Origin of the sequence: Rhizobium sp. UBA1881, assembly GCF_002338015.1 — a bacterium.
Lineage (GTDB): Bacteria > Pseudomonadota > Alphaproteobacteria > Rhizobiales > Rhizobiaceae > Rhizobium.
This window is the reverse complement of record NZ_DDHH01000057.1, coordinates 144792-158915: the sequence shown is the minus strand read 5'-3', so window position 1 is coordinate 158915 and position 14124 is coordinate 144792. Positions and strand designations below refer to the sequence as shown.

Here is a 14124-nt window from a genome sequence, read left to right as displayed (position 1 = left end):
ATCGCTCTTGAGAACATGAAGCAAGGCACGGCGCGTAGCGAATGGGCGCTCGAAGGAGACGGCAATGGCACCATTCAGGGCTTCGCTACCGAGATCAGCTCCAACATCGGGCAGACCGTCGATTTCAAGATCGCGACGGATTCGACGCACTACCGCATCGATATCTATCGCATGGGCTATTACGGCGGTGATGGAGCCCGCAAGGTCGCGTCCATCGACAAATCTCTAACGACCGCTCAGATCCAGCCACACCCGATCGTTGACATGTCGCTTGGCCTGATCGACTGCGGTAACTGGTCGGTGTCGGCCAGCTGGGAGATTCCAGCAGACGCTGTATCTGGCGTCTACTTCGCCAAGCTCGTTCGCGAAGATGGTGTCGAGGACGCCGGCATCATCCCGTTTATCGTGCGCGATGACGCCTCAGCGAGCGATATCGTCTTCCAGACGTCGGACACGACATGGCAGGCTTACAACGCCTGGGGCGGCGCTAGCCTCTACTACGGCGAAGTGCCCGTCGATCCTGCCGACATGATTGGCTATCTGCCTCCGAATTGCAGCTGTGGCCTGACAGCGATCGGCCGCGCTTCGGCGGTCAGCTACAACCGACCGATCATCACCAACACCAGCCCGGTCGGCGGCAGTCACGATTACATCTTCGGTGTCGAAGCCTCCGCAATCTCTTGGCTAGAGCAAAACGGCTACGACGTTTCCTACATCTCTGGCGTCGATTCAGCCCGAAGCGGCAGCCTACTCCTGAACCACGACGCATTCCTGTCCGTCGGCCACGACGAATACTGGTCGGCCGAGCAGCGCGCCAACGTGGAAGCGGCGCGCGACAGCGGCGTCAACCTTGCCTTCTGGAGCGGAAACGAGGTCTATTGGAAGATCCGCTGGGAAACCAGCATTGACGGCAACGGCACGCCTTATCGCACGATGGTCTGCTACAAGGAGACATGGGGAACCAGCAGCGACCCGAGCAGTATCGGCACCGGCACTTGGCGTGATCCACGCTATGCCGATCCGGGCCAGGAGCCGGAGAATTCGCTGACGGGCACGATGTTCACCGTAGACAGCTACCGGCAGGATACGATCACCATCCCTTACGACTATTCGCAACTGCGCTTCTGGCGCAACACCGACGTTGCCAACCTGCAGCCGGGTGAAACCTACAGCTTGGTGCAGAACCTTCTCGGCTACGAGTGGGATTCCGACGTGGAGAACGGCTTCCGGCCGGCGGGCCTGATCAATCTGTCGCTCTCCAGCGTATCCGTAGACACCTACCTGCGAGACTACGGAACGACCGTTGGTAGCGCGATCGCGACGCACAGTCTGACCATGTATCGCGCCGAAAGCGGCGCGCTGGTCTTCGGGGCTGGAACTGTATTCTGGTCATGGGGTTTGAACGCCGATCACGAGGGTCCCGCCACGCCGACCGATCCGAATGTCCAGCAGGCCATGGTCAATATGTTCGCCGACATGGGCATCCAGCCGACGACGCTCGACGCCAGCTTGGTTCTCGCCACACAATCGACAGATAATCTCAAGCCAACCTCGACCATCACTTCACCGACACTCGGCGGCAGTTTCCTCGAAGGCCAGCACGTCACTGTGACTGGAACCGCAATGGATTTCGGCGGCGGCATCATCGCCGGTGTCGAAGTCTCGACCGATGGCGGGCAGCACTGGTTCAAGGCCACCGGTCGGGAAAACTGGAGCTACAATTGGGTCGTCCAGGCAAGCGGCACTTACACGATCATGTCACGGGCGGTGGATGACAGTGTCAATCTGGAGGCTCCATCAGCCGGCACCCAGGTGACTGTTTCGTTGCCCCAGACGCAAGGTCTCTGGACGCTTGCATCGAAGCCTACGACCGAAACGGCTATCGACCGTGATCCGGTCGAGCTTGGTGTCCGCTTCCAATCGACCACGGGCGGTTTCGTGCAGGGCATCCGCTTCTACAAGGGCTTCTATAACATCGGCGAACACGTCGTCAGCCTCTGGAACGCCGATGGCACGCTCCTCGCAACCGGTATTTCCACGAACGAGTCTCTCTCGGGCTGGCAAACCGTGATGTTCTCGAGCCCCGTGCAGATCACGGCGGGAACGACGTATACCGCCTCGTACCACAGCAACGGCTATTTCTCAGTCACAGAGAATTACTTCGGATCGACATATAGCAACGGCCTCTTGAAGACCGTCGATGGAGGCGGTGTTTATTCTTACAGCCCCACCTCCGTTTTCCCGACCCTCAATCCAAGCGGCTCGAACTACTGGGTCGACGTCGTGTTCGACGCTGGCGCCAACACCGCCCCTGTCGCCAACGACGACGGCGGTTTCACGATCGGGCGCAACGGTTCCCTGACGCTGTCGATCGCGGCTCTGACCGCAAACGACACCGATGCGAATGGCGACGCTCTGACGATAACCGCAGTCGGCAATGCCGTGAACGGGACGGTATCTTTGAACACCCAGACCGGAACAGTGGTGTTCACGCCGACCGCTGGCTACACCGGCCCTGCGACGTTTACCTACACTTTGTCGGACGGACGCAATGGTACCAGCCAGGGCAATGTCAGCCTGACGGTGCAAGAGGGGCCCGCAGGCGTCGGGCTGTTTACCGCCGCCGAAGGACCGACCGGCTCGGCAATTCACGATACGACGCCGGTGGAACTCGGAATGAAGTTTGTCTCATCCGCGAGTGGCACGATCACCGGCATCAGCTTCTATAAGGCCGCCGGCGATACCGGCGCTCATACCGGATCAATCTGGACCGCAGACGGGCAGCTCGTCGGGACTGTAAACTTCGCCAATGAATCGCTGAGCGGCTGGCAAACCGCGACGTTCAGCAGCGCGATCCAGATTGCCGCCGGCGTCACCTACATTGCGTCGTATCATACGACCGGCTCCTACGTCGCGACCACGAATTACTTCTCGACCGATCACACCAACGGCGTTCTAACCGGGCTTTCAAGTGCCGCAAGCGGTGGCAATGGCCTTTACAGCTACGGTGCGAGTTCGCTTTTCCCGACCTCCAGCTATCAGGCATCGAACTACTGGGTGGATGTCGTCTTCAACCAGTCGACGGTCAGCAATACGGCACCGGTCGCCGCAAACGACAACGGGCTCCAGGCCTATTCAAACACCGCCCTATCGATCGCCGCTGCCACGCTTCTTGCAAACGACACTGACGCGGACGGAGATTTGCTTTCGATAACGGGCGTGAGCGCGGCGGCGAACGGCATCGTTACTTTCAACAGCCAGACGAATTCCGTGATCTTCACGGCAGCGAGCGGCTATGTAGGCGCCGCAAGCTTCACCTACACGATCTCGGACGGGCGCGGCGGCACGGCATCGGCGCAAGTAAACCTGACGGTCAGCCAGCCAAACACCCCACCGACGACATCGAGCTTGTTCTCATCTTCGCAGACGCCCACGATCGCCGCCGACAGCGATTCGAGCTCCGTCGAACTCGGCGTCAGGTTCGTGGCGTCCGCCGGCGGGCAGATCACCGCTCTGCGCTATTACAAGAGCGCTCAGGATACCGGAACCCATGTCGGTTCGCTCTGGAGCAGCACGGGCACCTTGCTCGCCTCTGCGGTCTTTACCAACGAGACGGCGAGCGGGTGGCAAACGGTCACGCTCAGTGCACCGATCACCATCACCGCAGGCACGACCTACGTCGCTAGCTACCACTCCAACGGATATTATGCAGCCACGCCGAACTATTTCACGGCCGACTATTCGAATGGCGGGCTGACGGTGCCAAACGGCAGTAACGGCGTCTATTCCTATGGCTCGACAAGCCTGTTCCCAACGGCAAGCTACAATGCGACAAACTACTGGGTTGACGTCGTCTATCAGAGCAGCACACCAACGGTGGCCAACACCGCGCCGCTCGCGGTGGACGACACAGGCTTTTCGACAACACCGGGCGCCACGCTTACGATCCAGGCAGCGGCCCTGCTTGCCAACGACACGGATGCTGATGGCAACACGCTGTCTGTCACCAGCGTCAGCAACGCCGTGAACGGCACCGTCACCTTCGACAGCCAGACGAACGCCATCACGTTCACGCCGACGGCAGGCTATTCAGGTTCGGCGAGCTTCTCTTACGCAATTTCTGACGGAGCAGGCGGAACGGCGTCGGCGCAGGTGTCGGTGACCGTCAATCCGCAATCGACGGCACCCACGCAAAGCGTCTTTGCCGCAAACGCAACTCCGACGGTTGTTTCGGTCAACGACAATTCGCCTGTTAATCTCGGAATGAAATTCCAGGCCGACACCGCAGGTTGGATCACTGGCATCAGCTTCTACAAGGGCGCGACGAACACCGGCACCCATACCGGCTATCTCTGGACAGCGACCGGCGATCTGCTTGCAAGCGCAACCTTCACAAACGAAAGCGCCAGCGGTTGGCAGTCCGTCACGCTTTCGAACCAAGTGGCGGTCTCCGCGAACACGACTTACGTCGTATCCTACAGCGCCAATGGAAACTACTCGGCAACCAGCGGATACTTCGACAACAGCGTTTCCAACGGCAATCTCGAGGCGATGTCATCCGCTCTCAGCGGCGGCAATGGCGTCTATGCCTATGGTACGGCCGGGCTGTTCCCGACCAGCACCTATAACAGCACCAACTACTACGTCGACGTGGCCTTTCGGCCGCAGCTGGCGGCTTAGGAACGAGCATGAAACGGGGCGCAAGCGACAACAGGCTTCCGGTAACGGTTTTGGCGGGCTTCCTCGGCGCCGGCAAAACCACCCTGCTCAATCATGTCCTGCGCAATCGCGAGGGACGCCGCGTGGCGGTCATCGTCAACGACATGAGCGAGGTCAACATCGACGCCGACCTTGTTCGGGGCAACGCCAACCTGTCGCGCACGAACGAAACGCTGGTGGAGCTCAGCAACGGCTGCATCTGTTGCACGCTGCGCGACGACCTGTTGACGGAGGTCCGCCGGCTCGCCGCCGAGGGTCGCTTCGACTACCTGCTGATCGAAGGCACCGGTATTGCCGAGCCGCTGCCGATCGCCGCCACCTTCTCGTTTCGCGACGAAAGCGGCGCAGCGCTCTGCGATACCGCCCGACTGGACACGATGGTGTCAGTCGTCGATGCGGCCAATCTCTTGGCTGACTTTTCCAGCACGGATTTCCTTAGCGATCGTGGCGAGGTCCGCGATGCAGAGGACAACCGCTCACTGATCGACCTTCTCGTCGACCAGATCGAATTCGCCGACGTCATCGTGATCAACAAAATCTCGGAGGTCGATGCGGCAACGCGCATCATGATACGGCAGATCGTGGCGTCGCTGAACCCGGACGCGCGCGTGGTCGAGACGGATTTCGGCGACCTGCCGCTGGGCTCGATCCTCGACACCCGCCTGTTTAGCGAAGCGAAATCTGCGCGCCATCCGCTGTGGCACAAGGAGCTCTATGGATGGGGCGACCATGTACCGGAGACGGAAGAATATGGCATTTCAAGTTTCGTCTACCGCGCACGCCGGCCATTCGATCCGGTGAAGCTGGAGCGTTTTCTGGCTATAGAATGGCCGGGGCTGATCCGCGCGAAGGGCCATTTCTGGCTCGCGACCCGGCCCTCGGAAATAGGCCAGCTTTCGATTGCCGGCGTTCAGCGCCAGATTACCGCCAAGGGCTATTGGTGGGCGACGGTGCCAAAGGCGCAATGGCCACGCTACCCGCAATTCCGGCAGCTACTGGACAAGCACTGGAACGAGATATGGGGTGACCGCCGCCAGGAACTCGTCTTCATCGGCGCAGGTCTTGATCAGGAGGTAGTCTGCGCAGCGCTCGACGACTGCCTCGTTGGCAACGATACCGGCTTCGATCAGCATTTGGCACAGGGCATGCACGATCCCTTTCCAGCGTGGCAACACGGCCATGCTTGACACATTCTGAAACAACCAAACCAGAGGGCATACAATGAGCAGCGAACTTTATTCTGATGGCATCGGCGAAATCACGGTAACTGGAACGATTGTCAGGATCGACCTGATGTCGCTTTCGGCAACGGAACGTGATGCAAGCAACAATCCGAAGCCTGAATTCCGCCAGCGCATCATTATGCCTGTCGAGGCATTCGCGAACGCGGTGGATCTGATGCAGAAAGCGCTCGGCGGTCTCGTTGAGGCAGGCGCCGTCCGCCGCATCAGCGACATTCAGACTCCAGCGGCGGATGCGGCTCAGTCGCAGAACGCTTCGCCGAATTTCAACTGAACGCTATCGCTATTCCGGGTGGGCCACGCGTATGTTTTTGCACACCAATCTCCACTGTCTTGCTCTCGTCGCGCGTCACCACGGCGTCGACCTCTCACCTGAGCGCCTACAGCATGACTATGCTGTAGGGGAGGAACCTGTCGCCATGCGCCAGCTTCTGCGCATGGCGAAAGACGCCGGGCTGAAGGCCAAGAACCTTACGCTCACCTGGCCATCGCTCTTCCAGCTGGGCAATGCCTATCCCATTCTTGCCGAACTTGAGAACGGCAACTGGGTTGTAGTGGCCGGCGCAATCGATAGCGATGAAAAGCAAGTGCGCGTCCTCGACCCACTAGCGGCCCGGCCTGAATTCATTTTGCTGAGCGAAGAGCAGTTCACCAAATCGTGGCGCGGTTCCGTCGTCCTGATGAAGCGCAACCATCGCATGGGCGACGACGACCAACCGTTCGGCTTCCGCTGGTTCATTCCTGAAGTCATCAAGCAGCGCAGCTTCTTCCGTGATGTCGCGCTTGCCGCCTTTGTTCTTTATGGCCTCGGATTGACCACCCCGATGTTCTTTCAGCTGGTCATCGACAAGGTGCTGGTGCACCAAAGCTACGCCACGCTGACGGTGCTGACGATCGGCATCGCCGTCGCCCTGATCTTCGACGCAACTTTCAGCTTCCTCAGACGCTATCTTCTGCTTTACGCGACGAACCGGATCGACATCCGCATTGCCACCCGCACATTTGGACACCTGCTCAATCTTCCCATCGCGCTATTCGAACAGGCATCCGCCGGCGTTATCGTCAAGCATATGCAGCAGACTGGGCGCATTCGTGAATTTCTTACCGGGCGTCTTTTCCTCACGCTTCTCGATGGGCTTTCGCTGCTTGTCTTCATCCCGATCCTGCTCCTTTACAGCGTGAAGCTGACCTTTGTGGTGCTCGGCTTTGCCGCTCTCGTCGGGCTCGTGGTGATGCTGCTAGTCGGCCCGTTCCAGCGACGTCTGCAGGCGCTCTACAAGGCCGAAGGCGATCGACAAGCGCTCTTGGTCGAAACCGTGCACGGCATGCGCACCGTTAAGTCGCTTGCCCTGGAGCCCCGCCAGCGCAAGGTGTGGGACGACCACTCAGCGCAGGCGATCTCCGTGCGGTTCCGCGTCGACAAGATCTCCACGGTCGCTCAGTCGCTCACCGGTCTTCTGGAAAAGCTGATGGGCGTGGCGATCATAGGTCTTGGCGCCCTCGACGTATTCAATGGCTCAATGACGGTCGGCGCACTCGTTGCGTTCAACATGCTGGCTGGCCGCGTCTCCGGGCCGCTGGTGCAAATCGTGACAATGGTGCACGAATACCAGGAAGTCGCGCTCTCTGTTCGAATGCTCGGCGAGATTATGAATCAGCGTCCGGAACAATTCGGCCGCGGTCGCGGCATCCGCCCGCAGCTTCGCGGACGCATCGATTTCGACAAGGTCACCTTCCGCTACGCGCCCGATGGCGCGCCGGCGCTCGACGATGTCACGTTCAGCATTCCTGAGGGGTCCGTTTTCGGTGTCGTCGGCAAGAGCGGCTCTGGCAAGACGACGATCACGCGCCTGATCCAGGGATTGTATCAAAGCCAGCAGGGCCTCGTTCGCGTCGATGGCTACGACAGCCGCGAGATCGACCTCGTGCACCTGAGAACCAGCATCGGCGTAGTGCTGCAGGACAACTTCCTGTTCAAGGGCACCGTTCGCGAAAACATCGCGGCCGCAAAGCCGGATGCCAGCATCGAGGAGATTATCGAGGTCGCGCGCATCGCCGGCGCAGAGGAGTTCATTGAGCGCCTGCCGCGTGGCTTCGAGACCATGCTTGAGGAGAACGCCGCGAACCTTTCCGGCGGGCAGAAGCAGCGACTAGCGATCGCGCGCGCTCTGATCACGGATCCCAAACTGCTGATCTTCGATGAGGCAACGAGTGCGCTCGACCCCGACAGCGAAGCTATCATCCGGCAGAATCTTAGCCAGATCGCGGCCGGTCGGACAGTGATCATCGTCTCGCACCGGCTCTCCACGCTTGTCGACGCCGATGCCATTCTCGTGGTGGAACGCGGCAAGATCGCCGACATCGGCCGCCACGATCAGCTCGTAACGCGCTGCATGACCTATCGTCATCTTTGGTCGCAGCAGATGAGGCAGGTAGCATGAACGCCCACGCTGGAAAGCCAAACCTTCCCGTTCCGGTCAAACCGGACGACAATCAGCTAGCCTCGCGCGGGGGATTCTCTCCTGTCATCGCTGAGTTCCAATCCGATGCCGTGGAACTCGAGGAGCGTGCTCCACCGCGCGTCGCGCGCATGACGCTCTACTGCATCACCGCGTTAATCGTCTCGGCGATCATATGGGCTTCGGTGTCATCGATCGACGAAGTGGTGATCGCGCCAGGAAAGCTCGTGACGACGCAGCCAACGATCGTGGTTCAGCCGCTCGAAACCTCGATCGTACGAACGATCGACGTGAAGGCCGGCGATCTCGTACATAGCGGCCAGACGCTGGCAACGCTCGACGCGACCTTCAGCCAGGCGGACGTGGATCAATTGACTGCGAAGTTCGCCGCACTCGACGCGCAGGTAAAGCGTATCGAAGCGGAGCTGTCCGGTGTCGATTACTCGTCCATCGCCGGGGCGACGCAAAACGAGATCTTGCAGGCACAGCTGTTCGGACAACGCCGTGCGTTCTACACAGCGCAACTGCAGAACTTCCAGCAGCAACTCGCCGGTCAGGCCGCGACGATCGCCGCCAGCAAGGCACAACAAGCAGTGCTTGTCGATCGTCGCGAGAACCTAGCTCGGATCGAAGCCACCCGCGAACGCCTCTATGACCGCGAGAGCGGGTCGCTCATCACGCTGCTTGCGTCTCGCGACGCCCGGCTTGACGTCGAGGCAAGTTTGTCGACCGTAAAGGGTCGCGCCGATGAAGCGGAGCATGCCTACGCGAAGCTGGAGGCCGATCGCCAGGCCTTTATCGAGGACTTCCGCCGCGCATCGATGGAGCAGCTCGTCGATCTCAGAAGCCAGCGCGACACGGCCGGCGAAGAGCTGAAGAAGATGGAACTGCGGCGAAACATGGTGATCTTGACCGCGCCCGCGGATGCCGTAGTGCTCGATCTGGCGCAGCGCTCAGTCGGCTCGGTCGTCAAGGAGGCCGAACCTATCGTCACCCTCGTTCCCCTGAACGTGCCGCTTGAGGCCGAAGTATCCGTCAATTCACGCGATATCGGCCGTATAGAGACCGATACGCAAGCGCGCATCAAATTCGACGCCTATCCCTTCCAGAAGTACGGTACGGCGTCGGGAACTGTGCGAACGATCAGTCGCGACACCTTCACTCCGACCCAGCAGGACGCCGTCGCCACGCAGTCGAACCAGCCTTTCTTCAAGGCCCGTGTTCTCCTAGCTGACAAGAGCCTCGGCACGGACAAGGACCCAGTCCGGCTACTTCCTGGTATGGCGGTCTCGGCCGAGATCATGGTCGGACAGCGGACCGTGATTTCGTATTTCTTGTATCCGCTGCTGAAAGGACTGGACACGGCGATTCGGGAGCCTTGATTAAGGCTCCCTTTCTCCCAGTGTCTGGCTTACCTGCACGTCGACTGTTGCAGATCGTACGAGCATGACAAGGCGACACTATCCGGCATAGGGCAAGCCGGATAGTGTTGGCTCATCGAGCGGAAGTGTGATGCACGAAAATCAGCGCTGTTTTAGCGCGCTTCCAACGCTGTGCCGTCATCCCAAGTATTACCGGTCCAGACATTGCCCTCTCCACCGGCGGCGAATGAAGTCGTCGGGCCGAAGGCTGCGCACTTCCCGTTTTTTCCGCGCTGCCAGACGTTGTCCTTCACGACGATAAACGTCGGATTGGAACCAAACGGCTTTGTCGGATTGTATCCGAATGATGTGCAAAAGCCTCCAGGGGTTTCTTGGAAGAGATTTCGTTCGAATGTGAATCGGGTGAGCTCCGAAAAATCCCCGTAGATCTGGGCGGATCCCGAACAACCGCCGTCGCCAATGTCCTCGACATCGCAGGTAATTGTGTTGTGCCGAAGTGTTACGTCTCCCCAGCCGTTTGAAAGAAAGCCACCCAAATGCTGCGGCTGACCGGGCTGAAGATATTGCCCATGCAACCATGAATCTTCGACGAGACAATTGGGCGTGCACTGGACACTTGTCTGCCCGCCCCTGACGTCGGACCGGCGCACAGTAACGTTTGAAAAGCCGATCGCCGGTCCCTGCCATTTACCACCGTCTACAAGGCTATCCTCGATCGTCAACGATGCACCCGGCGTGTCGACGTCAATGCGCCCCGTCTTGCTTCTGGTGATAACGACACCCGGAGCTTTCACGACCAATGGGCAGCCGACAATCCGTGCATCAATAACAGTGTTGGGCTGGGTAATGTCACACGGCCCATCGTAGGGTGTAAGCTCGGTACCCTTCGGCACACCCGTATTATGAGGCCCAGGGAACGTCTTGACATCGACAGGTCGCGGTTCGGCCGCATGCGCGACTGCAACATCAACGGAGAGGCTCGCCGCAATGGAGGCAGTAACGATCCACACGGCCGCCGGCCGCCGTCCTACCGTCCGATTTGAGCGGCTGGTCGATATCGTAGCCATACTAAGTTCTCCATCACCGACGAGATCGGCAGTTGCGATATAAGGGAAAAACTAACGTCAGAGGACTGCAGAGCTTGGAATCAGGTAGCGACAACCCTTGACCGCCATGAGCCAACAATCTGTCTGATCTTTCTGGATGCGCGCTTTGGATTCCTTATTGCCTCCGTTGCGGGCCGCAATATATCGCGGTAGTTTCCATATCTGTTGACCGGAATTTCGGATATCTCACGCCAAAGAAGCGCGATTACCTTCGAGTATATGTCGCCTTTGCGACGCATCGCCGGAGGCAGAGACAACATCTCCGTATAATTTTCCCTGGAGATCATAGGATTTATCTCACAGTGCCTCGGTTTGACGTATGAATCGCAGAAACCCCATGCGCTCATTCGCAGCTCGATATAGGCGAGATCCAGGATGAGGAAGGCGTCGAGATGGGAAACAGGTGCGAGCCACTCTTCTACAGCTCGCAAGACCTCGACAGTGGGTGACAGCTTCAATCTGCTTATAAGGCCTCTTGCGTCAATCACGGTGTCCTTTTCGGCGTTCAGCCAAAGGAAACCGCGGCCAACTTCTCCACCCAGGCCGCCAATGAAGTATTGCCCTTCCAGAGGCTTGACGCTCGGATGCATCTTGACGTTGTTGCCACCAACACAATGTCCAGCTCGAAGGAGCCACAGATCTGCCTCAGCCCGCGTTGCCTCCCGGTAGGGAAGAACGTCGTGCTCTAGACCAAACTCGCGCGCCAAGCGCGTGGCACACGCGACATCGATGTCTGCGGTCGGTGCGGCAACCGTCGCAAAAGAGACATCTGCGATCATGGATCGTGCGCATGCCAGAAGAAGACGTGAATCATTGCCTGCCGTCAGCGCAATGGTTGTCTTTCCCGCCTTGGCAAGAACCGCCGTCGTCCTGCTGATACGATCACACATCCGAAGGCAAGCCGCCAACGGATCCTTGGCGGTCTCAATTTCAGCAAACGGCCAATGGCGCTTCGTCGTCCACGTGCAAAGATCAAGATAATGGTTGCACAGCAGACGCGAAATTCCTTCGTGCGCAGTCATGCCAGCTGTGAACCAACCGGCATTTTCGACGTCTAGTGCCTTGTAAAGCCTCGCGCGAAAGCGCGCTGCGTATGCGGCGGGGTCCAAGAGAACAGCTGCGGTCGCACCCGCCAGCTTCCGTTCACTGTCATAAACGACGGAAAGACTGCCGTTGGCATCAAGGTAAAGACGTTTGATACCGCCAACGCTCATGATGAACAGGAAACTCCCGGTCAGGCGATAGACATTCCGTTCGATAAGAGCGTCAAGGGATTGCACGTCACCGAGTACGCCGTCCAAATGATATTCTCGGTCAACGATTACACCCTTATCGAGGTCGATCGGTGTCCCGAGCATGAAACCGATTTGGTCGCCGTTTGCGTCGAGGACCGGGAGAACTCGCATTTCCTGTGCCACAGCCACGCACAGACCATCAAGCGTGTGGAGCCGCCAGCCCAGCGGGCACGCAGTTGGCCCTGCCGAAATAAAGAACTGTCCGTCAAGCTTGTCGTGTCCAGGCAGCATCTGAGGTTCCTTTGCCGCGATTGCACGGGCGTTGGTGGTCCGACCGAACTCAAAATAATCAAAGAAAGATTATCTTATATAAATAACGCAGGTAAGCGCATCATTCCTCGTCTATTCGGACGATGCCAAAGTATACCGGAAGGATTAGTCGCGCATTCACCGGACTTTGATTATTATGAGTTACGGGCCAGTTGCGGCTCAATTCGTCATGGCTTTCAGCCAAGCGGATAAACGGTAACCTCCTAGCGTCTTTCCGGATATCGCGATGTCTAAATACAAAGTTGCCAGTATCCAGCCGCGTTTAGCATCAGAGGTCCGGAGAGTAGCAATCACAGGCCAGAACCACCTACGCCAGCAGCTGCCTCGCGCCGCAACGCGTCAACGATCCGACGTCTCCTCGTCGACAACCCATCTAGCGGTTGGGGTTAAGCTGTTTCTAATCGGACTTATGATCCCGTGGATCATCCCGCTCGGACCACTTAACGTTTCCGTCTATCGCCTCGTCCTGATTTTCACGCTGCTACCTGACGTCGTAAAGCTGGCGCAAGGTCGAGCCGGGCCAGTTAGGATCGCCGATATAGGTCTCTTCCTCTACTGTGTTTGGGTAACTGTGGCCCTCGGCGTCGCACATGGTGTGGGTGTCGCTACGCAGTCCGGCGGAATGATGCTTATCGACGGAGCGGGCGCCTATTTGCTGGCGCGCTGCCACATTCGTACACCCGACGATTTCCGCAATATGATCGTCTTCGTTGTCAAGCTGCTAGCATGCTTGGCTCCCTTCGCCCTTTACGAATGGCTGACCGGCCAGAAGCCGCTTTTGGTTGCGTTTGGAGCGATATTCCCCACGGTCGACGTGACAAAAATGTTGCCTCGCATGGGGCTTTGGCGTGTTCAGGGACCCTTTAGCCATTCCATTTTGTTTGGCGTATTTTGCGGCAGCATGCTGGCACTCACCGCACTTGCCTCCAGCGACAAGGCAGCCACTCGTCGCCTTCTGGCCTGCCTCGTCGTTGGAACAACGATCATGTCCATGTCTTCAGCTCCGATCGCCGGCGTCTTCTTTCAATTGGCACTCTTGGCATGGGACAAGACGCTAGGCAGCTTTCAGGCGAGATGGAAACTGCTGTGGGGTTTTGCCCTTATGGGCTACCTGGTGATTGAGTTTGGTTCCAATCAGACGCCCATCCAGTTCTACATCTCGCACTTCACCTTCGAACAGCAAACGGGATGGTATCGAATCTGGATATGGAATTATGGTTCGGCCTCGGTCGGAAATCATCAGCTTTTCGGAATCGGGCTTAGTGACTGGGAGCGACCGAGTTGGATGGCAAGCGATAGCGTCGACAATTTCTGGCTTCTAACCGCAATGCGTTACGGCCTACCGGCTTTCGTACTGATGTGCTTGTCATGGATATCGCTTTGGTTTGCGATAGCGCTGAGAAAGGGACTGGATCAGCGCGCCAGCTCATGCCGCACCGCCTACCTTATGTGCATGGCGACGTTCGTTTTCGTGGGATCGACTGTGCATTTTTGGGGTGCAACCTACGCCTGGCTTTTCTTTCTCAGCGGCGCAGGCGTCTGGTTGTTGGATGCCAGGACCGAGGAACAAAACGACGTTGGGCGGGCGCAAAAAAGCAGTTTCCGTCGAGCCCGCACCTGAAAAGCTGGCACACCTTGGCTGGGAGCTAGGT

The 14124-nt window shown here is 58.6% G+C and carries 8 protein-coding genes; 6 read left to right on the top strand and 2 right to left on the bottom strand.

All coding sequences use genetic code 11. The features are described from left to right. The first annotated feature begins 15 nt into the window (after positions 1-15). The 5 genes from B3605_RS06120 to B3605_RS06100 are packed head-to-tail and all read left to right on the top strand — an operon-like array spanning position 16 to position 9801. On the top strand, positions 16-4680 hold the full coding sequence (locus B3605_RS06120) for a DUF4082 domain-containing protein (protein ID WP_296433303.1): 4665 nt from the start codon (positions 16-18) through the stop codon (positions 4678-4680). A gap of 8 nt (positions 4681-4688) precedes the next feature. Further along, positions 4689-5906 carry a GTP-binding protein gene (locus B3605_RS06115; RefSeq protein WP_296433302.1) on the top strand — a complete coding sequence of 406 codons (1218 nt, stop codon included), beginning with the start codon at positions 4689-4691 and terminating at the stop codon, positions 5904-5906. Positions 5907-5940: 34 nt separating this feature from the next. Then, complete coding sequence (locus B3605_RS06110; RefSeq protein WP_112943385.1) at positions 5941-6234, top strand: hypothetical protein; 294 nt, start codon at positions 5941-5943, stop codon at positions 6232-6234. Between the two features lie 31 nt (positions 6235-6265). Further along, entirely contained in the window at positions 6266-8401 is a 2136-nt protein-coding gene (locus B3605_RS06105; RefSeq protein WP_289727785.1) for a peptidase domain-containing ABC transporter, read from the top strand. Then, positions 8398-9801 (top strand): HlyD family type I secretion periplasmic adaptor subunit, encoded by a 1404-nt coding sequence (locus B3605_RS06100; protein WP_113168250.1) that lies wholly within the window; start codon positions 8398-8400, stop codon positions 9799-9801. Before B3605_RS06105 ends, B3605_RS06100 begins: the two co-directional genes overlap by 4 nt. Before the next feature lie 152 nt (positions 9802-9953). Here the strand turns inward: B3605_RS06100 and B3605_RS06095 are convergent, their stop codons facing one another. Both B3605_RS06095 and B3605_RS06090 read right to left on the bottom strand, forming a co-directional pair. Continuing rightward, positions 9954-10868 (bottom strand): hypothetical protein, encoded by a 915-nt coding sequence (locus B3605_RS06095; protein ID WP_296433301.1) that lies wholly within the window; start codon positions 10866-10868, stop codon positions 9954-9956. Positions 10869-10948: 80 nt separating this feature from the next. Further along, positions 10949-12433, bottom strand: coding sequence for a hypothetical protein (locus B3605_RS06090; protein ID WP_296433300.1), 1485 nt, complete (start codon positions 12431-12433; stop codon positions 10949-10951). A 448-nt stretch (positions 12434-12881) separates the two neighbouring features. Here B3605_RS06090 and B3605_RS06085 point away from each other — a divergent pair, with 448 nt between their 5' ends. Beyond that, entirely contained in the window at positions 12882-14093 is a 1212-nt protein-coding gene (locus B3605_RS06085) for a polymerase (RefSeq protein WP_296433299.1), read from the top strand. Positions 14094-14124 lie beyond the last annotated feature (31 nt).